This is a genomic window from Paraburkholderia fungorum (assembly GCF_046027605.1).
GTDB lineage: Bacteria > Pseudomonadota > Gammaproteobacteria > Burkholderiales > Burkholderiaceae > Paraburkholderia > Paraburkholderia fungorum_F.
The window spans coordinates 671,482-695,028 of sequence record NZ_JAQQEF010000001.1; the positions used below are offsets into that span (position 1 = coordinate 671,482).

Annotated in this window: 17 protein-coding genes and 1 pseudogene; 6 read left to right on the forward strand and 12 right to left on the reverse strand. The window is 59.9% G+C overall.

All coding sequences use genetic code 11. The annotated features are described in order from the left end of the window. The first annotated feature begins 590 nt into the window (after positions 1 to 590). A complete protein-coding gene (locus tag PQR53_RS02890; protein ID WP_408451046.1) occupies positions 591 to 1,586 on the forward strand; it encodes an aldo/keto reductase in 996 nt (331 codons plus the stop codon). Positions 1,587 to 1,651: 65 nt separating this feature from the next. On the opposite strand, the gene PQR53_RS02895 is transcribed toward PQR53_RS02890, so the two are convergent. The 6 genes from PQR53_RS02895 to PQR53_RS02920 form a co-directional block, all read right to left on the reverse strand. Then, entirely contained in the window at positions 1,652 to 2,221 is a 570-nt protein-coding gene (locus PQR53_RS02895; protein ID WP_408451047.1) for a YbhB/YbcL family Raf kinase inhibitor-like protein, read from the reverse strand. A 140-nt stretch (positions 2,222 to 2,361) separates the two neighbouring features. After that, a complete protein-coding gene (locus PQR53_RS02900; RefSeq protein WP_408451048.1) occupies positions 2,362 to 3,201 on the reverse strand; it encodes an ROK family protein in 840 nt (279 codons plus the stop codon). A gap of 36 nt (positions 3,202 to 3,237) precedes the next feature. Further along, entirely contained in the window at positions 3,238 to 4,851 is a 1,614-nt protein-coding gene (gene zwf, locus PQR53_RS02905) for a glucose-6-phosphate dehydrogenase (RefSeq protein ID WP_408451049.1), read from the reverse strand. A gap of 150 nt (positions 4,852 to 5,001) precedes the next feature. After that, on the reverse strand, positions 5,002 to 7,797 hold the full coding sequence (locus PQR53_RS02910; protein WP_408451050.1) for an MGH1-like glycoside hydrolase domain-containing protein: 2,796 nt from the start codon (positions 7,795 to 7,797) through the stop codon (positions 5,002 to 5,004). A gap of 50 nt (positions 7,798 to 7,847) precedes the next feature. Then, positions 7,848 to 9,956 (reverse strand): amylo-alpha-1,6-glucosidase, encoded by a 2,109-nt coding sequence (locus PQR53_RS02915; protein WP_408451051.1) that lies wholly within the window; start codon positions 9,954 to 9,956, stop codon positions 7,848 to 7,850. Positions 9,957 to 10,112: 156 nt separating this feature from the next. Further along, a complete protein-coding gene (locus tag PQR53_RS02920) occupies positions 10,113 to 10,448 on the reverse strand; it encodes a hypothetical protein (RefSeq protein ID WP_408451052.1) in 336 nt (111 codons plus the stop codon). A 142-nt stretch (positions 10,449 to 10,590) separates the two neighbouring features. On the opposite strand from PQR53_RS02920, the gene PQR53_RS02925 reads away from it, so the two are divergent. Together PQR53_RS02925 and PQR53_RS02930 are read left to right on the forward strand one after the other, a co-directional pair. After that, positions 10,591 to 12,744 carry a phosphocholine-specific phospholipase C gene (locus tag PQR53_RS02925; protein ID WP_408451053.1) on the forward strand — a complete coding sequence of 718 codons (2,154 nt, stop codon included), beginning with the start codon at positions 10,591 to 10,593 and terminating at the stop codon, positions 12,742 to 12,744. 385 nt (positions 12,745 to 13,129) lie between these two features. Next, positions 13,130 to 13,204, forward strand: a pseudogene (locus PQR53_RS02930) (cupin domain-containing protein); the annotation flags it as partial. A 169-nt stretch (positions 13,205 to 13,373) separates the two neighbouring features. Here PQR53_RS02930 and PQR53_RS02935 read toward each other — a convergent pair. The 4 genes from PQR53_RS02935 to PQR53_RS02950 form a co-directional block, all read right to left on the reverse strand. Next, positions 13,374 to 14,126 (reverse strand): response regulator transcription factor, encoded by a 753-nt coding sequence (locus PQR53_RS02935; protein WP_408451054.1) that lies wholly within the window; start codon positions 14,124 to 14,126, stop codon positions 13,374 to 13,376. Between the two features lie 44 nt (positions 14,127 to 14,170). After that, positions 14,171 to 15,340 carry a porin gene (locus tag PQR53_RS02940; RefSeq protein ID WP_408451055.1) on the reverse strand — a complete coding sequence of 390 codons (1,170 nt, stop codon included), beginning with the start codon at positions 15,338 to 15,340 and terminating at the stop codon, positions 14,171 to 14,173. 1,246 nt (positions 15,341 to 16,586) lie between these two features. Continuing rightward, positions 16,587 to 17,705 carry a succinylglutamate desuccinylase/aspartoacylase family protein gene (locus PQR53_RS02945; RefSeq protein WP_408451056.1) on the reverse strand — a complete coding sequence of 373 codons (1,119 nt, stop codon included), beginning with the start codon at positions 17,703 to 17,705 and terminating at the stop codon, positions 16,587 to 16,589. Between the two features lie 39 nt (positions 17,706 to 17,744). Continuing rightward, the gene (locus PQR53_RS02950) at positions 17,745 to 18,512 is read right to left on the reverse strand and encodes a transporter substrate-binding domain-containing protein (RefSeq protein WP_408451057.1); all 768 of its coding nucleotides are present in this window, start codon (positions 18,510 to 18,512) and stop codon (positions 17,745 to 17,747) included. Between the two features lie 113 nt (positions 18,513 to 18,625). On the opposite strand from PQR53_RS02950, the gene PQR53_RS02955 reads away from it, so the two are divergent. Continuing rightward, positions 18,626 to 19,546: a LysR substrate-binding domain-containing protein gene (locus PQR53_RS02955; RefSeq protein ID WP_408451058.1), complete on the forward strand. Its 921-nt coding sequence runs from the start codon at positions 18,626 to 18,628 to the stop codon at positions 19,544 to 19,546. A gap of 110 nt (positions 19,547 to 19,656) precedes the next feature. Here the strand turns inward: PQR53_RS02955 and lysA are convergent, their stop codons facing one another. Then, positions 19,657 to 20,943 carry a diaminopimelate decarboxylase gene (lysA, locus tag PQR53_RS02960; RefSeq protein ID WP_408451059.1) on the reverse strand — a complete coding sequence of 429 codons (1,287 nt, stop codon included), beginning with the start codon at positions 20,941 to 20,943 and terminating at the stop codon, positions 19,657 to 19,659. A gap of 67 nt (positions 20,944 to 21,010) precedes the next feature. Between lysA and PQR53_RS02965 the strand changes: the two genes are divergently transcribed. Together PQR53_RS02965 and PQR53_RS02970 are read left to right on the forward strand one after the other, a co-directional pair. Next, a complete protein-coding gene (locus PQR53_RS02965) occupies positions 21,011 to 21,940 on the forward strand; it encodes a LysR family transcriptional regulator (RefSeq protein ID WP_408451060.1) in 930 nt (309 codons plus the stop codon). A gap of 79 nt (positions 21,941 to 22,019) precedes the next feature. Beyond that, positions 22,020 to 22,874 (forward strand): oxidoreductase, encoded by an 855-nt coding sequence (locus tag PQR53_RS02970; protein ID WP_408451061.1) that lies wholly within the window; start codon positions 22,020 to 22,022, stop codon positions 22,872 to 22,874. Positions 22,875 to 22,953: 79 nt separating this feature from the next. Here the strand turns inward: PQR53_RS02970 and PQR53_RS02975 are convergent, their stop codons facing one another. Continuing rightward, complete coding sequence (locus PQR53_RS02975; protein WP_408451062.1) at positions 22,954 to 23,370, reverse strand: rubredoxin; 417 nt, start codon at positions 23,368 to 23,370, stop codon at positions 22,954 to 22,956. Positions 23,371 to 23,547 lie beyond the last annotated feature (177 nt).

The following is a 23,547-nucleotide window of genomic DNA, read 5'->3' on the forward strand; positions in this document are numbered from 1 at the left end:
GAAATCCCGTCAGGAGTGCGCTTGCCAGATCCGCATGACTCGGCATGGGATCAATGACAAAACCGCAATTGGCTGGCTGCCGGTCTCCTGCTTGGAGCAGAGGTGACGGGATGGCTGGCTAGTTGGTTAAATGAGAATCGCTATCATTCCACATGCATAAAATTGCATCAATCGCGCTGAACCTTACCTCGTGTAATTGAATTGTTTCTTTTTTTTACGAACGTAGGGATTCCGTAATTTTTGAGGCATCAATGCTCGCGAAATATTACGTATTTGTAATGTGACGAGACGAACTATGAAAGGAGTTTGAATGTTCACCCGATGAATAAGCGCACACGCTTATATCTGAGATAAGCGTGTCAACTCCCTCAAACTCACCGCAGAATCCGCGACTTGATCCGAGCGATGTGCCCCGACCATGCAAGCGCCTTTCATTTGCCCATATGAATCACGCAGCGCTGAAAACTTTCTAAATGCTAACGACCGGAAACGTCCTTACGCGCCGCCAACCAAACGCAAAATCGCGACACCGTTTATCCTTTTTGCAACACTGCACACCGCAACTGTTCCGTTTCGCCTCGGAGATGACTATGCAATACCGTAAATTCGGCCACACCGGCCTAACCGTTTCACGCCTGTGTCTTGGGACGATGACCTTTGGTCTGCAGACTGAAGAAGGCGCTTCCCATCGGATTCTCGACACGGCGGCGGACGCCGGCGTGAACTTTATCGACACCGCGAACGTTTATCCGCTTGGCGGCGGCGAGGATGTGGCCGGGCGCACGGAGGAAATCGTCGGTCGCTGGCTGAAGGGCAAACGCGACCGCTTCGTTCTGGCGACCAAGGCGGTCGGCAAGATGGGGCCGTCGGCGTGGGATCAAGGCGCATCGCGCAAACATCTGCTGGATGCCATCGACGCTTCGCTGCGGCGGCTCGGCACGGACTACGTGGACCTTTACCAACTCCATTCCGACGACGCGAATACGCCGCTTGATGAAACATTGGAGGCGCTGGACGTGATCGTGCGCTCCGGCAAGGCGCGGTATATCGGCGTGTCGAATTTCCTCGCGTATCGGCTGGCACGGGCGTTGGGGCGTGCGGATGTGTTGCGCGTCGCGCGGTTCGTATCGGTGCAGCCCCGCTACAACTTGTTGTTCCGGCAAATCGAAAGGGAATTGTTGCCTTTGGCGGCTGAAGAGCAATTAGCCGTCATGCCTTACAACCCGCTGGCGGGTGGCTTGCTGACGGGTAAGCATCGGGTCGATGCGGCGCCCACGTCCGGGCGCTTCACCGAAACCGTCGGGAAGGCTGGGGCGATGTACCAGCAACGGTACTGGCATCAGCGAGAGTTCGAAACGATCGAGAAGTTGAAGGCAATCGCTGCGCCGACCGGCGAGTCTTTGACTCGGGTTTCGCTTGCCTGGGTTCTGGCTAATCCGCTGATTACCTCGGCAATCATTGGCGCCAGTCGCGCTGAGCAGTTGAGCGATACGCTGGCGGCTTCGGAGTTTGTGCTCGATGCAGAGGTCAAGTCGCAGCTTGATGAGGTGAGTCACGAATATCGCTGGGGTGATGCGGCCAGGTAGTGGCTTGCCTTTGCCGGCGGCGGCCGTTACCCGGCCGCCGCGCAGGCAAAAGCAAAGGCAAAAGATCACCGGCCGTACCGAAGCACCGTACTGGTAGCGGCAAGCACATGATCCTTGATAGCCGCCTGTAACGCGTCCCGCGTCAGACCTGCCTGCAACGCGTCGGGCGGCAAATCAAGTGCATAAATCTGCACGACATAGTGATGCGGAACCTCCCCGATCGGCGGGCACGGTCCGTAATAACCCGAGCCGCCCGTCCGATTCGTTCCGCCCACACTGCCGGCCGGCGGCGTAGCGCCAGCGCCCAGACCGGTCGCCGAGGGCGCGACGCCATATAGCACCCAGTGCACAATCCCCAAGCCCTTCGCGCCGTCCGGATCGAAAATCGTGATCGCGTAGCTCTTCGTGCCGGCAGGCGCATTGCGCCATTGCAGCGCCGGCGACGCATTCCCACCACCGCAATTATTCGCGCTCGCCGCATGGCTCGCGTCCAGCGTGCCGCCGTCGGTCAGACCGGGCGACGACAACGTGAACGCGTCAGCCGCGCGGGCACTCACCGCGGCAAAGGTCAGCACAGCGCACAAGCCAACAGATAGAAGGCGTCGTGCAACGCCAGTGTTATCGCTTCGAATCATCGTCGATTGTCCGGGTACGAGTTAGCCAACCTGAAAATGGCAGTCACGCAAGGGATGAGCGTGACTACCTCCGGTGGCAAACGGATCAATCCAACCCTTTATTCCGCCGACGTGCAAAAAATCTGTCCGCCAGGCGCGTATCACTTGAAGCGGCCGGTCCGCTCATTGGCCTCCGGCAGTTGCCGCGTCTCACGTAGGGACTTCGGATGCCACAGTCGCGCGCCGCCTTCGATGCCCGCGTCGTTCGAAACGGTCGCGACGTTGGCGGGCAAGCTGATCGTCAATCGCGCCGCGTTGCCGCCGCCAAGCCATAGCTTGTCGTAGTTCACCAGCGAACTCAGAATCCCGATCACTTTCTCGACCCGGCGATTCCAGCGCTTATTGCCCACCTTCTCACGCGCTGCGTCACCAATGTATTCGTCGTACGCCACGCCCTTCTTGCTGACCGGATGATGCGCAAGCTCGAGGTGAGGCATCAACTCGCCGTCGCGGAACAGTGCCGTGCCCGCGCCCGTGCCGAGCGTCAACACGAGCTCGAGCCCATGACCTTCGATCGCGGCGAAGCCCTGCATCTCCGCGTCGTTGATCATGCGCACCGGCAAGCCGCCGAGGCGCTGCGCCAGCGAATCCGCCAGCGGAATGTCGTGCCAGCCTTCAACGCCAAGGTGCGGCGCCGTCAGAATGCGGTTGTTGCGCACCACGCCGGGGAAGCCGATCGACATTAGCGTGGGCGGCTCCTTTTCGACGAGCGGTTCGACCAGCGTCGCCAACGCATCCACCAGTTGCTCCGGCGTGCACGGATGCGGCGTCGCCACGCGCAAACGCTCGGTTTTCATCTGACCGTCCGCGTCGATGATCGCGGCCTTCAGGCCGGTGCCGCCGACGTCGATTGCCAGAATCCGCTCGGTGCTGCTGGTTGCTTTCGACCTGGCCGTCGTCTTGCCTGGCTTGCCTGCCTTACTCGTCTTACGTGTGGCCATGGTGTCCCCCGGTTGTGTTGATCCGTCTCAGTGGAGTTACTTCTTTTCGACTGCATTTTTTTGCAAAGGCCGCCACGCGTGGCCATTGCGTGCCAGCAGGGCGTCCGCTTCCGCGGGGCCTTCGCTGCCCGCCGCGTAGCCACGCACCGGCATCGCGCCGCCGGTCTTCGGATGCAGTACGTCGTCCACGGCGCACCAGCTCGTTTCGATGCTGTCGGCGCGTTGGAACAATGTCTCGTCGCCCAGCATGCAGTCGTACAGCAAAGTCTCGTAGCCGACGTTGGCCTGCTCGGCGAAGAAGTCCGCATAGTCGAACGACGATTGCACCGGCCCGATCTGCATCACCGGCCCCGGCGTTTTCACATTGAAGTCGAAGCTCGTGCCGTGCGCGGGATCGATCCGCAAGGTCAGCACGTTCGGCGTCAGCGCGTCGACCGGCGTGTCGCGAAACAGGCGGAACGGCACCGGCTTCAGTTGCACCGAGATCTCCGTGCGGCGCGCGGCGAGGCGCTTACCGGTGCGCAGATAAAACGGCACGCCGGCCCAGCGCCAATTCTCGACGTACACGCGCGCGGCGGCATAGGTTTCCGTCGTGCTGTCCGGCGCGACGTCCGGTTCCTCGCGATAGCCGACGCCCGCCGGACCCTTTTCGTATTGGCCGAAAACGACGTCGTCGGCGGTCAGCGGCTGGATGGCGTCGAAGATTTCGGCTTTCTTGTCGCGCACGGCTTCGGCATCGAACGAATTGGGTGGTTCCATCGCGACCATGCCGAGCAACTGGAACAGGTGATTCGGCAGCATGTCGCGGAACGCGCCGGTCTGCTCGTAGAATTTGCCGCGCCCCTCCACGCCGATCGTTTCGGCCGCGGTGATCTGCACGCTGTCGATGTATTCGCGCCGCCAGATCGGTTCGAACAATGCGTTCGCAAAGCGCACCGCGAGAATGCTCTGCACGGTGTCCTTGCCGAGGAAGTGATCGATGCGATACACCTGCGACTCGTCCGCGTAGGACAGAATGTGCGCGTTCAGATCGCGCGCCGACGCGAGATCGGTGCCGAACGGCTTCTCGATCACGATGCGGCGAAATCCGCCGCTGCCGCCGTCGCCTTCTTTCAGCAAGTCCGCTTTGCCGAGATGTTCGACAATCGGTTTGAAGAAGCGCGAGCTGACCGCCAGGTAAAAAATCACGTTACCGCCCGGCACTTGATTGAGCTTTTGCTTGAGCTTCGTGAAGATGTCGTCGGTTTCGAATTCGCCGGCCATGTATTCGAGCCGTTGCGCGACCCAGTCCCACGCTTTGTCGTCGAGCTTGCCGGCGTGGAAGGTGCTGGCTTTATCGGCGGCGAACTGTTGCAGCGACGTGTGCAAGTCTTCGCGCCATTCGTTCGTTTCACGCTCGCCGTGATTCACGCCGATGATCTTCATGCCGCCGTCGAGCAGGCCGTCCACCGCAAGGTTGTAGAGCGCGGGCATCAGCAACCGTTTGGTCAGGTCGCCGCCCGCGCCGAAGATCACCAGCGTGCAAGGCGGCGCTGGCCGCTTGCCCGCCGGCGACGGCGGCGCATCATGCGGACTCGCGCTGACTTTGCAACTGGGTTCGCCGCTGGCGTCGGGGCGGGGGGAGGTTTGGGTATTCGGAGTGGTCGACATGGGATTCGCTTAAGGAAGCCAATGGAACGGACGTGGCGGTACATGAAAGACCACGCTTGAACCCGCACAGTTCAAAAACAACTGCTAAACCTGTTCACGCCGCGCGCGGTATGGCCTGGGTAACCTCGCGCGCGGCTGCGCCGCCGCGCGCTATTTGGCCACCGCGGTTGTCAGCGCAGGCGCCGGCTCGGACTCGGATGCCGGAGCAGGCGCCGTGCTCGACGTTGGAATCGGCGCCTGGTCCGACTCGCCGGTCAGCGGCACATTGCCCGACGCGGCCATCACCCGCGGCTGCAGGAGCAACGCCACCAGCCCGGTCCAGCCGGTCTGATGCGAGGCGCCCACGCCACGGCCGTTGTCGCCGTGAAAATATTCATGGAACAGCACCAGATCGCGCGAACGCGGGTCGGCCTGCAAGAGCGGATACGCGCCCATCACCGGACGCTCGCCGTTTTTGTCCTTCAGGAACAGCGTGGTTGCCCGGCGTGCCAGTTTGTCGCCGATTTCGCAGAGCGAGAACTTCTGCCCGGAACCGGTCGGATACTCGACGCGGAAACCGTCGCCGTAATAGCGATGAAATTCGTACAGCGATTCAATCAGCAGATAGTTCACCGGCATCCACACTGGCCCGCGCCAGTTCGAGTTGCCGCCGAACACGCGCGTGTCGGATTCGGCCGGCAGATACTTGACGGTGACGCTGGTGTCGTTGTGCTTGAACACGAACGGGTTGTCGCGATGAAAGCGCGACAGCGCGCGCACGCCGTGATCGGAGAGAAATTCGCTTTCGTCGAGCGCACGGCGCAGCAACGCTTTCATCCGATGCCCGCGCAATAGCGAGAGCAGCAACGCATTCCCCTTGCCGGGCTCGTTCCAGCGCGAGACCAGTTTCGCCAGATCCGGACGATGTTCGAGGAACCAGATGAGCCGCTCGCGCAGACCCGGCAGGTGGCCGTGCAAACGCTCTTCGAGCACGTGCACGGCGAACAGCGGAATCAGGCCGACGATCGAACGCAAGCGCATCGGCACGCTGGTGCCGTCGGGCAGGCGCAGCTTGTCGTAGAAGAACTCGTCTTCGTTATCCCATAGACCGGTATCGCAGTTGTCGTCGCAACTGACAGCCTCGGCGATATACAGGAAGTGCTCAAAAAACTTCACGCCGATATCGACGAACACATGGTTCGCATAGGCCAGTTCGAGCGCGATACGCATCAGGTCGAGCGCATACGCGGCCATCCACGCGGTGCCATCCGACTGATCGATATAGCCACCGGTGGGCAGCGGCGACGAGCGGTCGAAAATACCCACGTTGTCCAGGCCAAGAAAGCCACCCTGAAAAACATTCCGGCCGTCCGCGTCCTTGCGGTTCACCCACCACGAGAAATTCAGCAGCAGCTTGTGAAAAACAAGCTCCAGAAAATCGCGATCCGCCTTGCCGGTCAGCGCGCGGTCGATTTCATAGACGCGCCACGCGGCCCAGGCATGCACCGGCGGATTCGCGTCACCGAGCGCCCATTCGTAGGCGGGCAGTTGGCCGTTTGGATGCTGATAGCGGTCCTTAACCAGCAACAGCAATTGACGCTTGGCAAACGCCGGATCGATCAGCGCGAACGCGGCCGCGTGAAACGCCAGGTCCCATGACGCGTACCACGGGTATTCCCACTTGTCGGGCATCGACACGATGTCGGCGTTGCACAGATGCTGCCACTCCGAATTGCGGCCGCGTTTGCGATTTTCGGACGGTTTCGGCTGCAACGGATCGCCTTCGAGCCAGCGATGCACGTCGAACTGATAGTACTGCTTGGACCACAGCATGCCGGCCAGCGCCTGACGCTGCACGAGGCGCGCATCGGGATCGTCGATCTCGTGCTGCAGCGCGCCATAGAATTCATCGGCCTCGGCAATGCGGTGCGCGAACACGGCATCGGCATCCAGCTGCGTGTCGTCGGGACACGATTGCGGCCGCCAGCGCATGTACACAACAGCGCGCCCATACGGAGCGAGTTCAATCGACGCATGCGCGCCCGCCTTGGTGCCGGCGTCGCGGCGTACGGCCTGTTCGTCGCCGTGCACGAGGTAGTCGTTGAAGCCGTCCTTGAACGGCCCGGCGCCCTCCATATTGAACAGGCGCTTGACGTTGGTATCGTTCTCGCAGAACAGCCATGCCATCTGCGGTGCGTCTTTCGACCACGCCGACACGACGATCGGCTCATGGCCATGCTGCCGGCCGACCACATGAGTTTCACCGTTGTGGTCCTGGCCTGCGACGAGCGACGGTTTGTCCTTGTTCTCCTTCCATGACCACGAATTGCGCGCCCAGATCTGCGGCAACACATCGAGCGAGGCCGCCTGGTCCGAGCGATTCTCGATCGTCACACGCATCAGGATGTCGTCGGGCGCGTGTTTCGCGTATTCCACCTGCACGTCGAAGTAACGCAGATCGTCGAATACGCCGGTATCGAGAATCTCGTACTCCGGCATGTCGCCGCCGCGCCGCGCGTTTTCCCGAACCAGGTCGTCGTATGGAAAGGCGGCATGCGGGTACTTGTAGAGCATCCGCATGTACGAATGCGTCGGCGTGCCGTCGACGTAGAAGTACAGCTCCTTCACGTCCTCGCCATGATTGCCTTGCGCGTTTGTGAGTCCGAACAGACGTTCCTTGAGGATCGGATCCTTGCGGTTCCACAGCGCGAGCGACACACACCAGCTGAGTTTGTCGTCGCCGAAACCGGCAATGCCGTCTTCGCCCCAACGGTAAGCGCGGCTGCGCGCGTGGTCGTGCGGGAAGTAGTCCCAGGCGGTGCCGTCCGGGCTGTAATCTTCGCGCACCGTGCCCCACTGACGCTCGCTGAGATACGGTCCCCAGCGTTGCCAATGGGCGCAGTCGGCTGAGTGGAGGCGTGAACCTTCAATGGTGTCGAGCAGATTGGCAGCGCGCAGCGGTGGCATGACTCCGTCCTTGCGTCGGGCTTGGCGGTGGGACTCACATCCTAGCGCGTTTAGGCGGCGATGGGCGCGAGGCGGGCAAGCAGGGTTTCGATGCGCAGCAACTCGCCCAGCGACCACGCCTGAAACGGCGTGCCGGCGGGCGCGTGCGGCGCGTCGCCGTCGGCGATTTCGGACAGATGGTCGAGTCCGGCGTGATCGAGATGGGCGTACAGCGGGTCGAGAAAGCGCGCCTTGGCTTGTGCGCCGACATCCGGCTCGGTGCAGTGAACCCGCAGCCAGGCTTCCACGAACGGGCCCAGCAGCCACGGCCAGACGGTCCCTTGATGATAGGCGCGATCGCGCTCCAGCGGGGACCCGCCATAGTGCCCACTATAGGCTGGATCGGACGGGGCAAGCGTTCTGAGGCCAAGCGGCGTGAGCAACTGCGCTTCGACCTGCTGGAGCACCGCGCGCGCCGCTACGTCTTCGAGTAGTGGAAACGGCAGGCCGCCCACGGCGAAGATCTGGTTCGGGCGAATTGCGCGATCGACGGTGCCTTTCACGAAATCCACGTCGACGTTGTCGAAAAGCGCTTGTGTCGATGGATCGGTAAAGCGTTCATGAAACGATTGCAACGCACGTTCCGCGGCTGGCTGCCAGCGCGGATTCCATGTTGCTGCAATGCGCAATGCGTTGATCCAGAGCGCCTGCACTTCGACGGGTTTGCCCATGCGTGGCGTGACGACCCAGTCGCCGACCTTTGCGTCCATCCATGTGAGTTGCACACCGGGGACGCCGGCGCTCAGGAGGCCGTCATCGGCCGACGCCTTGATGTTGAAGCGCGTGCCGTTCGTGTAGCCCGTGAGGATGATTTCCACTGCCTGCTGCAGACGCGTTCGGGTGTCGGCTTTTGCGTGATTCGTTGACAGATAGTCGTGGACGGCGATGACGAACCATAACGATGCATCGACGGAGTTGTATTCAGGCGTGTCGCCATAGTCGGGGAAGCGATTCGGTAGCATGCCTTCCGACAGTGTGCCCGACCATTCGAGCAGGATCGCCGCGGCTTCGTCGAGGCGGCCCGTTGCGATCAGCAGGCCGCGCATGGCGATGAACGTGTCGCGGCCCCAATCCGTGAACCATGGAAAGCCGGCGAGGATCGTGCGGCCTTCGTTACGCGCGACGACGTAGGCGTCGGCGGAACGTTCGAGGCGGGAGCCGAGTGCGTTGCGGCGTTGTTGTTCGGTGTGGGCGAGTTGGGTTGCGAGGGCGGCGGCTGGTTGTGTGCTCCCAAAGTCCGTTTGGTAGCCGGCGGCGGCCTTCGCGCCTGCCTGATTTGTAAAAAGGCCGGCGACGCCGGTCGACTCCGGTGCATAGGCACCGGCTGTCCGCGTGCCTGTGGGCTCCGCTGACAAGGGCGCTGACGACACCGGCGTTGCCACCGACGCACTCAGGACCATCACCGCTTCGCCGTCGGCGAGGTTGAAGCTGAATACGCCTGGCGTGGCGAGGTCCTCGCTGAAATCAAGGCCGCGTTCGCGCTCGCGCACATAGCAGAAGTTCCGGTACCAATCAGGCGCGTGCGTGTAGATGCCATTGGTCGCCGCATTGATGACCGGCAGGTCACCGTACGGTTGCCAACTCACGCACGCCGCGTCGCCGCTGGTCTGCGCGTTGAAGTTGAACGCGGCGTTTTCGTGGTGCAACGCGTGGTAGTCGCGGCCGGAAAGCAAGGGCCTGACTTTCAGGTTGAACGCCTTCGGGGGAACACCCGCCTCGTCGCGCTGCAACCGCCAACGCAAAACCGTTTCGCGCGTTGCCTTGCTCACGAACACTTCCGCTATCAGCGTGGTGTGCGGATCGAGTTGCAAACGCCATGTCGGCCATGGGTCGGTGTCGAACGCGAGAAGACTCGCCGTCAGGTCCGGATAGATCAGGTCCGGCAGATATCGCTGCATGCTCAATGGATAACGCTGGCCGTCCGCTTCGATCCAGGCTTCCACACCGTTGACGAGGACCACGCGCCCGCCGGGCGCGCGCGTGGCCGTGAGCAGCAACGCGTGATAGCGGCGCGTGCGCAGCGTGCCGACGGTTCCCGATGCGAAGCCGCCGAAGCCGTCTGCCTCAAGCCATTCGTCTTCGAGACGCGTGATGTCGAAAGGGTGCTCGATACGTGTCATGAACTTACCGGGATATGCAACGCCGCCAATCGTTCGGTGTGCCTGGGCTTTAGCCGTATGGCGCTAATGTGACCATTCTCCTGCTTACTGCTTTCCAATTCCTTTCTAAAAACCAACATTACGATGTAAATCGATTCACTCGCAAACGTTTCACAATTATTTCTTGAAAGGATTGGAGACTGCATCCGCCATCACCAAGTCGGATGCAGACATGAGAAGACACGCCCTCCTCGCTATTACCATTTTTGTTGCAGTTGCAACTTCCACGCTAAGCGGCTGTGGCGCGGACGACACCGCGCCTTCGTCTTCATCGACGACTGCGGCCAGCAGCGATGCCGCGCAAAGCGCCGCGATGACGCCTTCATCGCCGGGCGTTGCTAACAACGATGTCGCGCAAAGTTCAGCAATCAATCCCGCGACCGACATGCTCAATGCGTCGACATCGCTCGCAGCCGGGGCCGCCGCGGCGTCCGAACCGATCACCCAAAACATGCAAGCCAACCTCGCTGCCGACAGCCAGCAAGTCGCGCCCGTGATGCATTACGCACCGGGCGACAACGCCAGCAGCAATTGACCTGATTCCACTGGCGCGCAAGGCGCGCTATTTTTCCTCCCCGCAGAAGGTGATATTTCGATGACATCAACCAGCCGTCGCCGTTTCCTGCAGACCGTGGCTTCATCCGCCGGCGCTGCTGCCGCGCTGACCGCGCTGCCCGAATCGATTCGCAACGCACTTGCCGTGCCCGCATTTTCGCGCACCGGCACGATCCGCGATGTCGAGCACATCGTCGTGTTCATGCAGGAGAACCGTTCGTTCGACCACTACTTCGGCCATATACGCGGTGTGCGTGGTTATAACGACCGCTTCCCGATTCCGCTGCCGGGCGGCAAGCCGGTGTGGTATCAACCGTCGAAGGAAGACCCGACCCAACCGGTGCTGCCGTTCCATCTGAACACGGCGACCACCAGTGCGCAATGTCTCGGCGATCTCGACCACAACTGGTATCCAACCCATGCCGCGATTAACAACGGGCGCTATGATCAGTGGCCCGCGAACAAGACCGACATGACGATGGGCTATCACCTGCGCAGCGACCTTCCGTTCCACTACGCGCTGGCCGATGCGTTCACCATCTGCGACGCTTACTTCTGCTCGCTGGCGGGACCGACGCACCCGAACCGGGCGTATCTGATGAGCGGCATGGTCGATCCGACCGGCACGCAGGGCGGTCCGCTGCTCGACAATAACGATTTCGTCGACGGCGACGGTCCGCCGAAATATCAATTGCTCTCGTGGACGACGTACCCGGAACGTCTGCAAGCGGCGGGAATTTCGTGGCAGGTGTATCAGCAAGGTCTGACCGGCGCCGATCCGTTGAACGGCAACTACGGCACCAACATCCTGCAGAACTTCACGAACTTCGTCAACGCGCAGCCGGGTTCGCCGTTGTATGAGCGCGCGCAAACCGTGCGTACTATCGACGATCTGAAGGCCGACGTGCTGGCGAACAAGTTGCCGCAAGTGTCGTGGTTGTGCCCGCCGGCTGCGTACTCCGAGCACCCGAAATACACGCCCGCGTACGGCGCGGAATATACGTCGCAGATTCTCGATGCATTGACGTCGAATCCCGAGGTGTGGAGCAAGACCGTGCTGTTCATCATGTACGACGAGAACGACGGCTTCTTCGATCACCTCGTGCCGCCGCAACCGGCAACCACGCCCGCGCAAGGGCAGTCGACAGTCAGCACCGACGGCGAAATTCACAACGTCGTGAATCCGGGACGCGGCGGTAGTTATACCGCGGACGGTCTGCCCTACGGCCTCGGCCCGCGCGTGCCGATGACGATCGTCTCGCCGTGGACCAAGGGCGGCTTTGTGTGCTCGCAGGTGTTCGATCATACGTCGGTGATTCGCTTTATCGAAACGCGCTTTGGTGTGCAGGAGCCGAATATCACGCAATGGCGCCGCGCGGTGTGCGGCGACCTGACGACGGCGTTCGACTTCCGCACGCCGGATTCGAAAGTACCCCCGCTGCCGGACACGAGCAACTACAAGAGCATCGCCGACAATCAGTGCGCGACGCAGCCAAAGCCGACCGTTCCCGCGACGCTGGGTACGATCGATCCGCAGGAAAGCGGCATCCGTTTCGCCCGTGCGTTGCCGTATGAGTTGCATGTGAACGGTCAAGCGGATGCGAAGAAGAACACGTTCGAGATCGTGCTTGCCAATACCGGCGATCAAGGCGCGCATTTCTATGTTTACTCGACGAATCGCACGGATGGTCCGTGGCGTTATACCGTCGAGGCCGGCAAGTCGCTCAACGAGACTTTCGATCTGACAACGACGAACGGTGTGTATGCGTTCGAGGTGTATGGGCCGAATGGTTTTGTGCGCAAGTTCGCGGGGAATACGCAGCAAGCGATGGCGCAGACCGCGCAGGCTGGGGGTTGGCATGGCAACAATAAGCCCGCGCTGCCGGAAATCAAGGTGCAATACGATGTTGCGAACGGCAATGTGTTTTTGAAGTTCAGCAATGCGGGCGGCGGTATTGCGCGGTTGTCGGTGACTGATAACGCATATGGGGCGCGGACACGTCCTGTGCTGGTGCCGGCCGGGGTGAGTATTGAAGAGGCCTGGGTGCTGGCGTCGAGTCATCACTGGTATGACTTGACGGTGACGAGTAGTGATGATGCTAGTTTCTCGCGGCGTTTGGCCGGGCATGTGGAGAATGGGCGGCCGAGTATTAGCGATCCGGCGGCTGTGGCACCGGTGTTGGTGGCTAATTAAGGGCGGTTGAAGGGGCTGGGCTTCGGTTGGGCGGCCGGTTTGTTTGGGGTGCTCAATTGAAGCCTGGCTGTTTGATGTCGTTGCGCTGACAGAGCATTGCATCCGTCTTAGGTCGATTGGCCAAAGTTAGATAGTTAGCCTAACAAAGTGAATTTTAAGAAAAGGGCGCACTTATAATTTGGCGGTCGTCAAAACAATGATGACCGGGTGTGAGAGCCCGACTGCCTACCCTAATCAACCTGCCACGCAGGTCATTGCCTCTGCGCGTCCGTTCATCGGGCGGGCCGCGGCGAGGGAGCCGCAAGGCTCACCGGTTTGGGTTGGGCACCGGTCTCTCAACCTCGCTACGTGCCCGCCCACCCGAGGTTTCCCGGAGACCGTCGTCGTGACGCGGGAGGCGAACACCTCGATGGATGTGCATGAACATCCATTCGAAGCGAAGGCGTTGATTCTGGAAGGCCGCTTTCTTTTGCACCTACTTTTCTTTGCGGCAGGCAAAGAAAAGTAGGTGCCCGCCCCGCACAGGGGCGACACTAATAGACCACTAAAAAAGCAAGGAAAGGCCAACACCGTAGGCGAACAACCAACGAATTGCGCGACATACCCACCTCCGGTCCTTCATTTAGCTCTCAGCAGGATTCCAACCGATACCCTACACCCCGTATCTGACAGATATCAAACCCATTCCCACCAACCAATTTGAGTTTTGCCCGTAGTCTGGAAAGATGCGTGTCGAGCGTCCTCGTCGGAAAATTATCCATTGTCTCCCAGAGCTTCATATGTATCGACTCTCTGCTGAGAGTCTTCCCAATGTTCTCAAAGAGAAGCATCGCCAGCGCATACTCCTTTGGACGAAGCATCACTTTTTCACCCTGAACATCCACATAATGATGCCGCTGATGGAATACATAGCGGCCGAATCGTACAGTCGGTCGAGTGTCCTGATAACGGCCCTCTTCCCCCTCTTTCACGAGGCCATCGTGGGCGGACGAAAGCAACCTCAAGATCGCGCCCAGCCTTGCACGCAACACCAATGGTTCCACAGGCGCAAGTATGTAATCGACTGCGCCTTGATCGAGAGATTTGACAATGTCGACCGCAGCATCGTGGGTCGTAAGAAAGACGACGGGTGGAGAATCGCTAAAAGTAGCCCGCATCCAGCGCAGTAAATCGTCCCCTTTGACATCGGGCAGATCCCAGCCCGCCACGACAAGATTCCAACGCGACTCTTTCAAACTTCGAAACAGGGATGACGCGGTTTTGAATTCCCGATGATCGTCCGCACTGGAGGGCAAACATTGCTCGCTTCCCCTGTCCAGCGTACCGTGCTCTGGGATAAATGCGATTCTCATGACCGGATGAAGTAAAGAAGAGGTGCGCAAGCACCTCTTGAACCTTCGTTGACCTGCTTTTACTACCTGTGACGTTAGAACTTCGTGCGAATCCCAATGCGACCGGTGAACTGGTTCTGGTTCGACGACGGGCTCAGTTGATCGATGTTTGCGGTTGCGGCGACCGTTTGACCTGCTGCATTCAGCGTTTCGCCAAGAGCATGCTGGTACACACCTGTCACATACACATCGGTGCGCTTCGACAGGAAGTAATCTACGCCAACCGCAGCCTGGTGATACTGAGCGCGCGAAGCACCGTCAATCTCCGCGCCACGCGTGTAGTCGTACGCTACGCCAACCAGGAATGCCGGGGTCAACTGATACTTGAAGTTGACTTCCGCGTTGTTGAACGAAACCGATTGCCCTCTGTACGGCGAAGCTGAGCTCGCGCCCAGATTATCGAACCGGATGTTGGAGTACGTCGCACCGATCGTCGCTGCCCCGAACGTATATGCGCCGCCGCCGCCGATCACCTGATAGGTGTTCGCCGAAGCAAAGCCGCTGTAAATCGATGTCGTGACCGCAGCCGATGGTGCCGCCGCCGTACCGCCATTATTGAACAGGCCACCCGATGCAGCAGGAGTACGCGCATTCAGGTACGCCGCGCCGAGCACGAGAGGACCGTTGTTATAGCTGGCACCCAACGACCATATCTGGTTCGACGTGAGATCGCCCGCAACACCACCAAAGCTATACGTGCCGCCAAACGTCAGGCCGTTATAGTTCGCGCTGGTGTACTTAACCGTGTTGTTGGTGCGATAAGCGTTGTTGAAGTTGTCCAGGTCTCCCGGGTGAGCAGCAATGTACCCGCCCCATTGATCTCCGACTTCCAGCGGACCCACGTAGTCGACGACCGAGTCGTATTGCCGACCCAGGGTGACCGAACCGAACCGACTCGACAGACCGACGTAAGCTTGCCGCCCGAACATCAGACCGCCTTGACCAAGCTTGCCGCTATTGATGTCAAAACCGTTTTCCAGAAGGAAAATCGCTTTCAAGCCGCCGCCGAGATCTTCGGTGCCGCGCACGCCCCAGCGTGATCCTTGAATTTCTCCACTGGAGAGATTGTATAGATGCTGCCCACCAGAATTAGTTGTGACGTTGATGCCTTCGTCAATAATGCCGTAAAGGGTGACGTTGCTTTGAGCATTAGCAACGCCCGCGAACGTACTCAGTGCTGCAAAAGCGAGAAGCGACTTTTTCATAGGTTGATCTCCGATGGTTAAGATTTACATCATGTCTTCCTGGTCTCGGTGCGGTTTTTTTCTATCAACCAGGAGTGTCGAGACAATATCAAAATATATTGAGCAAGCCACTCATTCCCCTCGACATCGCCATCACGCTGTTGTGAATGGGCCACAAAAATTTTCTTTGCGTAATCTCTCGGTAAATATCCATCAAGTAATATATGGTCATAATCACGAGTTAATCCCGTATTGATCTCGGCTTCAATGAGACGGGACAAAGTACTACAGTAATCTTTATCTCACCTGCCATCTGACCGGCTGGGCGTCGGGTTTGAGTTCATCCAGGTTGCTGCACAGAAACTTATCTCCTTTCATTATTCATTTGGTGACCCGTTCGAATAGCTTTCTTTTGAAAGAACTTCGAAAATCATATTTGATAACGTCGAAAGCATTTCCGGCGTGCCGTCGAAAGGTACGTCGCTGAGGCATTGAGCCGCCCCGAAGCTAGTGGAGGCTCCAACTCTTGAGAAAACGGAGCTATGGGCAATCGAACAAGGTTTCTGCTGAAATTGGCCACCTTGCTGTGGGTACTACCCCGGCAAATTCAATCCGCTCGTGGAGCTTTCAATTGAAAAGGAAAACAATCTGTTCTTATTGTCTACAAACTATCAAGGCTCATTGCCTGAATATTGAACAATGGGAATAGATTGCGAAGCGCGCACGCGTCTATCACGCGGAAGTTCTGGCGAGCGGAGAGGACCGGTAACGCGACGGGAGGGATGAAAGTGGAATGCGCGAGAAATTGCGCCTTTTCATTTTTCGTCATTGAGTTTCACTGATGATCAGTACTTCCATCGACTGATTGATGGAATAGCAAAATTACATCACCTCGCTCGTCAATCGACCTTCCCTATACTGGATTTAAGATGAGAAACCTTGAAATTGTCTGGTCGTCGGTTACGAACGAGTACGAAAATCTGACACTCGAAATCCTGTTCCTGCCGGAGATAAAAAAGCTACGCAAACCGAACAATAGTGCTTGAGATTGCCTTGGGGACGCAACGAGCAGCGTTATATAGACAGTTCCATACGTAGTCTGGGAATCGCGCAAAAAAGGCGCGACAAATTGCGCCTTCCTCTTCGCTGCGCTGTGCTGGCCGCAAGTGCTTGCCAGTCCTGCACGACCGTGAGTTGCGTGAGAGCGTCGGTACGTGCCGCGACGATGGCTTACCGGCCTTGGCACGCCGCACGCACACCAGAATCATTAGGCCCCCAACAAAACCCCCGTCCTAAAGGCCCGAGCCCCAGTCACCCGGCCCAACGGCGCCCCAGCCGTCACAAACCGAATCGCGCGTCGCATATAAAACACGCCCTCAGTATTACTAGTCAAAGTAGTCGTCTCATCAGTCAACGGATCGACTATGTCGAACAGAGCCTGTCCGACACGAATCGTGTCCCCGATCTTCGCGCGATGAATCAGAATCCCGCTGAAGGGCGCATAGAACTGCTCACTGCCAGCAAGCGGCGTAGCGGGCGACAACAAGTCAGGCAATGGCTTAACGACATCGGCCCGAACAGCCTTCCGCCAAACCAGATAATCAACCAACGCATCCGCATCTTCCTGAGCAACTTCATACGACACATCCCGCTGCCCGCGGCACTCCACCGTCACAGCAATCGTCCCATTCGGCACCGGCTTATCAGCGGGCATTTCCTGCTGCAACGTCCACCACAACAAGCTATGCGTCTCATCAAACGCCGCGCCGCCCGAGTCAGTCGCCAGCAACGAAGCCTGTGCGCCCAAATACCGTGACAAAGGCTCAAATTCAGGCCACGCAGCCTCACTGGTATACAGATGCATCGCCGCTTCCAAAGAACAATGCAGATCAATCACCACATCCGCATCGAATGAAAGTTTGAGCAACGCCAACTGCAAAGACTCAAACTCAGTCGACGCCTTCTGCTCTGCCAACTCAGCAGCAATCAACTCACGCACAATCCGCCGATTCTCCGCGGCATCCGAACCCAAAGCCTCCTTGGCCCGCGCCACCAACTTCGGGAACTGCAAGAAATGCCGATTGAAGTTCTTGCCACTGCCCAGATCGAAGCGCCCCAGAAACTGCCCAAGCACGTACTGCCCGAGTCCAACCGGATTCGCCACCGGCACCAACACAATCTCGGCATTCAACGCACCCTGCTTCTCCAGTTCGAGCAGTCGACGCTTAAGCAAAACCGTCGTCAGCATCGCCGGCGTTTCATCGGCATGCAGGGACGACTGGATATAAATCTTCTGCCCGCTATCCGCAGGACCAAAATGAAACGACACCAGCTCGCGGTGCGTGCCGATAGCCGGCGATAGAAGCGGAATCGATTGCTTGTTCATGGGAACCAGAGATCTGTAGAAGAGAAGTAAACTGGAAAATCAATTGCCGTACGGATCGAAGTCGAAGTACTTCTTCGCGATCTGCGCATACGTACCGTCTTTCAGCATCGAAGCAATCGCCGCATTAATGGACGCCTGCACCGCAGTCTCATCCTTGCGCAGACCGATGCCAACGCCACGATCGCCCATCGAAAGCGGCTCGCCGACAAACGCAAATCCCTTACCCGCCGGCGTACGCAAAAAGCCGTAGTCGGCTTCGACCGAACCCAGCAACGCGCCATCGAGACGGCCGCTCTGCAAGTCGGCGAACACCTCATCCTGACTCTTGTACGCGACCACATGCACGCCCATCGGCGCCCAATTCTTCAACGCGTAGCCCTCGAACTGCGTGCCCGACTGCACACCGATCTGCTTGCCGGCCAACGCATTCATACCGCCCGCGAGCGGCGAACCTTGCCTGGCGATCAGCCGCGATTTGAACTGGAACAGCTTCGACGAAAACAGAATCTGCTGCTCGCGTTTCTCCGTAATCGCCATCGACGAAAGAATCGCGTCGATCTTGCGCGCCTGGAGCGCCGGAATCATCCCGGAGAACTCGAGTTCGACCCACTGGCAATGCGCATGAATGCGCCTGCAGATTTCGTTACCAAGATCGACGTCGAAACCTTTGAAGCTGCCGTCGGGCGCCTTGGCGTCCATCGGCGGATAGCTCGGATCGATACCGAGGCGCAGCGTGGTGGGGTCGGCGGCAAACGCACCACTGCTGAAAAACAGCGCGGCGCTCAAGATCATCAGCGGAATTTTCATGGGAGAGAGTGTGGGTGGACGGATTACTACAGGGCAATCCTATGCCGTCACCGCGCCTCAAAGAAGCCCCGAAAGTAATATCATGATCACTTTTACCGATCACCGACGTTCTCATGGCAATGACGATCTCCCAGTTGCGCGCGTTCACTGCTATCGCCGAGCACGGCAGCATCCGTGCCGCCTCGCGGGCGCTCGGCATCGCGCAGAGCGGCGTCACGCAGCAGTTGCAGAACCTCGAATCGATGCTGGGCGCGACTTTGTTCACCCGCACGAACCGCGGGATCGCGTTGACCGCGCTCGGCCAGCGGCTATTGCAGCGCGCCAGCGCGATTCTCGGCGAATGCGAGCGCGCGGAGCAGGAAGTGCAGCAATTGCGCGGCGACTACGCGGGCGAGGTCACGTTCGGCATGACCACCGAGCCGCTCCTCGACGCGTTCGCGCCGGTGCTGACGGAATTCCGCGCGCGCTTCGAGCGGGTCGCGGTGCATTTGCGCACCGGCACCTCGCGGATGATGATTTCGTGGATTCGCGAAGGCACGCTCGATTTCGCTGTCGCGCTGGTCTCGAAGCACACCGACACGGCCGATCTGTCCGTCACGCCGCTCTATCCGTCCGATCCGGTGATCGTCTGCCGTCGCGGTCATCCGAAAGCGGGAGCGACGTCGCTTGCCGAACTCGTCGATTGCACATGGGTGGCGACGCCCTCGCCGAACCTCACCGGCGATCCGCAGGTTAACCGTCTGAACCATCTGTTCGAGAGCCACGGCTTGCCGCCGCCCAGAATCATCGCGACGGTGGAAGGTTTGTACGAGACGCTGTATCTGGTTGGCGCGACGGATTGCCTGTCGCTGGAGGCGTCGGTCGTCGCGAAACGTGGGCCGTTTGCGAGCACGCTGACGTCAATCAATGTGCGCGAGCGCGCCGTCGAACAGAACGTGTGTCTGTTGCAGCGCGCGGCGATTCCCGTCACGCCTGCCGCACAGGAACTCGCGACGATGATTGCGTCGTACGCGCGCACGGTAAGGGCGCGATAACGCCAGGTTCATGCGGTGTCGACGGAACATCGCAACCAACGAGCGAGCGAGTTGAGCCAGCCGCCGCGCTCTACGCTGCAACGCCAGCTATACGGCTATCGACGTGCTGGTCAGCCCAGCGTTTCCAGCGCGATTAACTCGTCGATGGTCTGCCTACGCCGGATCAAGCGAGCGTTGCCGTCTTCCAGCAGCACCTCAGGCGCCAACGGCCGGCTGTTGTAGTTCGATGACATTGACGCACCGTACGCCCCCGCGTCGTGAAACACGACGAAGTCCCCTACATCCGGCGTATGCATGGAACGACTCGTGACGACCCCGCCCGCCGCCTGCGTGAACACATCGCCCGCCTCGCACAACGGGCCGGCCACCGCGAACGAGCCCACTGGCGCTTCGCTCGGCATGCCATTGCCCTTCACCACCGTCATCTCATGATGACTGCCGTAAAGCGATGGCCGCACCAGGTCATTGAAGCCCGCATCGACTAAAGCGAACTGCTGGCTCGGCCGCCGGTTCAGTGCGTGCACCTCGGCCACCAGCACACCCGCTTCGGCGACCAGAAAGCGCCCCGGTTCGATTTCGAGCCTGACGCGATGTCCGAGATGCGCTTCGATCTGCTTGCGCGCCGTATCCCAAAGACGAAAATAATGCTCGACGTCGATCCGCGCTTCGCCTTCGCTATACGGCACCGACAAACCGCCGCCCGCGGAAATCGCTTCGATATCGTGGCCTAGGCCTTGCACGGCTTCGACCATCGCATCGCACACGCGCGACAGATGCGCGTAATCGACGCCGGAGCCGATATGCATGTGCAATCCGACCAGCTTCAGACCGTAGCGCCGCACCATCGCTATTGCCAGCGGCACGTCGTCGAGCCAGATGCCGTGCTTGCTATGTTCGCCGCCCGTGTTGGTCTTGTTGCTGTGTCCGTGGCCGAAACCGGGATTGATCCGCAGCCACACACGATGCCCTTCAGGCGCCTGCTGCCCGACGCGCTCGAGCATATCGAGCGAACCGGCGTTGACTGTGACGCGATGCTCGATCACGGCGGCCAGCGTCGCGTGATCGACGAGATCCGCTGTGAAGACCACGCCTTCGGGATCGCCCTGCGGCGTGAAGCCCGCCGCGAGACTTCGGGTGATTTCGCCCAAAGACACCGCATCGACCATTACGCCTGCGTCTCGCATCAGCTTCAGGATGTGCACGTTCGAACACGCCTTCTGCGCATAGCGAATCACATCGAAGCTGCGTAACTCGGTGATGCGTTGGCGGATAACGTCGGCGTTGTAGACCCAAAGGGGCGTGCCGTGCTGCCGCGCGAGTTCGACGAGTTGTTGTGGATTGAATGAGGTCACGAGTTGCGGTTCTTTATATCGAAGCAAGGGTGTGAGCAGCATCATGCTGAAAACCGGTCATTCAGTAAAATACCTATACTTCGATGATCTATTCATTCCTGATATAGGCGTCATGGCGCTCACACATCGACATATCGAAGTCTTCCGCGCCTTGATGACAGCAGGCAGCGTCACCAAAGCGGCCGAGATGCTCTTCACCTCGCAGCCCACGGTAAGCCGCGAACTGGCGCGCATGGAACAGAGCATCGGCTTTGCGTTGTTCGAACGCGTGCATGGCCGGCTGCGTCCCACCCTATCCGCGTTGACCCTGTTCGACGAAATCAAGCGCGCGTATACCGGGCTCGAACGGGTGGCATCCACGGCGGCAAGCCTGCGCGAGTTTCAGGGCGGCCAGCTTTCCGTCATCGCGTTGCCCGCGTTCTCACATTCGATCCTGCCGGGCGCATCGAGACGCTTCCACGATGCACAGCCCGGCGTCAGCCTCTCGATTGCGACGCAGGAGTCGCCCTTTCTCGAAGAATGGCTGACCGCGCAGCGCTACGACCTCGGCTTGACCGAGCACGGCGCGCCGCCGGCCGGCACGCGTCTGACGCCATTGCTCGAAGTGGATGAAGTCTGCGTGCTGCCCGATGGGCATCCGCTGCTCGCGAAGCGCGTGATCGAACTGAAGGACTTCGCGAATCAGCCTTTCGTTAGCCTGTCGTCGAACGATCCGTACCGGATTCTGATCGACGAAACTTTCGCACGAGCGGGCATCGCGCGCCGCCAGATGATCGAGACGCCCACCGCCGTCTCTGTGTGCGGTTTCGTGCGGCAGGGCCTCGGCGTGGCCATCGTCAATCCGCTTACCGCGTTGGATTTCGCGGGCCGCAATCTGCATATCCGGCCGCTCGCCGTGTCGTTACCGTTTCGCGTGAGCGTGATTCATCCGGAGCATCGTCCGCGCCATCCGCTGGCCGGCGCGTTCGTCGAAGCGCTGCAAAGCGAAGCTGCCGCGCTGCGACTACAATTAAACGTTCATTCCAAACGCAAGCAGCCGTAACGCACCTGCGGATGCCTTGCACCTCTTCGCCGCGTGGCGTTTTCACAGGCCATTTGACCCATCAACAGGAGTTTCCCAAATGATGAATCGAGACAACCCCGTCTGGCTGATTACCGGCTGTTCCACCGGCTTCGGCCGCGAATTGGCAAAGCTGGTGCTGGAGCGCGGGTGGCGCGCGGTAGTCACCGCCCGCGACCCGTCGAAGGTAAAAGATATCGCCGAAGGACACGGCGATCGCGCACTGGTTCTGCCGCTCGACGTAACGAACCGCGCGCAGATCGAAGACGTGGTCACGCAAGCCAAACAGCGTTTCGGCCGCATCGACGCGCTCGTCAATAACGCGGGTTACGGCTATCTGGCCGCGATCGAAGAAGGCGAGGACGACGAAGTCCGCGCGATGTTCGAGACCAACGTGTTCGGTCTCGTCGACTTGACAAAGGCCGTGCTGCCGATCATGCGCGAGCAGCACAGCGGGTTGATTGTGAACGTGTCGTCGATTGGCGGCATTACGAGTTTCGCCGCGACCGGCTACTACCACGCCACCAAGTACGCCGTGGAAGGCTTGTCCGAATCGCTCGCAACGGAAGTGAAGCCGCTCGGCATCGACGTATTGATCGTCGAGCCTGGCCCATTCCGCACGAACTGGGCAGGGCCGTCGATCAAGCAGTCGGCAACCGTGATCGACGCCTATGCGGCCACCGCCGGCGAGCGCCGCAAGCAGACCGAAGCGCGCAGCGGCAAACAGGCGGGCGATCCGGTGCGCGCCGCGCAAGCCATCATCGATGCCGCGCTGTCGGACAACCCGCCACTGCGCTTGCTGCTCGGCAAGACCGCGCTCGAACTGGCGCGCAAGAAGCTGGACTTCATGCGCGGCGACTTCGACGGCTGGGAAGCCACAACGGTCGGCGCGGATTTTCCGGAAGGGGCGGGTTAAAGCCGCTGTGTGGCCCGGCGTCTAGCCGGGCCGCGGGAACCGTTATGACGGTTCGAACCGTTTGAACGGTTGGTCGAGCTTAAAACTCGACCAACGCAAAATCTTCCTTGCCCACGTCGCACAATGGGCAGCGCCAGTCGGCCGAGACATCGGCCCAGCGGGTGCCAGGCGCAATACCCTCTTCCGGCAAGCCGGCAGCTTCGTCGTAGATCCAGCCGCAGATCACGCAGACCCATTGTTTGAAGTCGTCCGCCGAGGCTGCGCTTTCTTCTGACGCATGCGACGCAGAGACTGCTTGCGACGCCGGCGTCTCATCGAGGCTCACCACCAAGGGCGCGGCGGTGCCTACGCTGCTTTCAGCCAGACGTGCCTGCAGGCTTTCCAGCAGCCGTTGCGCTTCAACCCGCGTCAAATCGATCCAGTACGGATCGCCGGCGCCGTCGTTGAGTCGCTCGGGCGAAAACTGGATTTCTACCGCTACGCCCTTCTTGTACATGGCAAATCGGAATATCGATGTAGCCGGCGGCAAGCGCCGGCCCAAGGTTGGATGCTTGACGCTAGAGCTTTGTAGCGGGGATCAGACGAACTGGTTCAGTACGATGGCTGCGATCAGTCCGGCGGCGCCGATGAGGCCCAGCAATTGCAGCAGAGTGAGGGATTTACGGGATGCGGT

Bases quoted from the DNA above. Each gene is read 5' to 3' on its own strand.
- PQR53_RS02890 (WP_408451046.1), top strand. From the start codon at position 591: ATGCAATACCGTAAATTCGGCCACACCGGCCTAACCGTTTCACGCCTG.
- PQR53_RS02895 (WP_408451047.1), bottom strand. From the start codon at position 2,221: ATGATTCGAAGCGATAACACTGGCGTTGCACGACGCCTTCTATCTGTT.
- PQR53_RS02900 (WP_408451048.1), bottom strand. From the start codon at position 3,201: ATGGCCACACGTAAGACGAGTAAGGCAGGCAAGCCAGGCAAGACGACG.
- zwf (WP_408451049.1), bottom strand. From the start codon at position 4,851: ATGTCGACCACTCCGAATACCCAAACCTCCCCCCGCCCCGACGCCAGC.
- PQR53_RS02910 (WP_408451050.1), bottom strand. From the start codon at position 7,797: ATGCCACCGCTGCGCGCTGCCAATCTGCTCGACACCATTGAAGGTTCA.
- PQR53_RS02915 (WP_408451051.1), bottom strand. From the start codon at position 9,956: ATGACACGTATCGAGCACCCTTTCGACATCACGCGTCTCGAAGACGAA.
- PQR53_RS02920 (WP_408451052.1), bottom strand. From the start codon at position 10,448: ATGTTTTGGGTGATCGGTTCGGACGCCGCGGCGGCCCCGGCTGCGAGC.
- PQR53_RS02925 (WP_408451053.1), top strand. From the start codon at position 10,591: ATGACATCAACCAGCCGTCGCCGTTTCCTGCAGACCGTGGCTTCATCC.
- PQR53_RS02940 (WP_408451055.1), bottom strand. From the start codon at position 15,340: ATGAAAAAGTCGCTTCTCGCTTTTGCAGCACTGAGTACGTTCGCGGGC.
- PQR53_RS02945 (WP_408451056.1), bottom strand. From the start codon at position 17,705: ATGAACAAGCAATCGATTCCGCTTCTATCGCCGGCTATCGGCACGCAC.
- PQR53_RS02950 (WP_408451057.1), bottom strand. From the start codon at position 18,512: ATGAAAATTCCGCTGATGATCTTGAGCGCCGCGCTGTTTTTCAGCAGT.
- PQR53_RS02955 (WP_408451058.1), top strand. From the start codon at position 18,626: ATGGCAATGACGATCTCCCAGTTGCGCGCGTTCACTGCTATCGCCGAG.
- lysA (WP_408451059.1), bottom strand. From the start codon at position 20,943: ATGATGCTGCTCACACCCTTGCTTCGATATAAAGAACCGCAACTCGTG.
- PQR53_RS02965 (WP_408451060.1), top strand. From the start codon at position 21,011: ATGGCGCTCACACATCGACATATCGAAGTCTTCCGCGCCTTGATGACA.
- PQR53_RS02970 (WP_408451061.1), top strand. From the start codon at position 22,020: ATGATGAATCGAGACAACCCCGTCTGGCTGATTACCGGCTGTTCCACC.
- PQR53_RS02975 (WP_408451062.1), bottom strand. From the start codon at position 23,370: ATGTACAAGAAGGGCGTAGCGGTAGAAATCCAGTTTTCGCCCGAGCGA.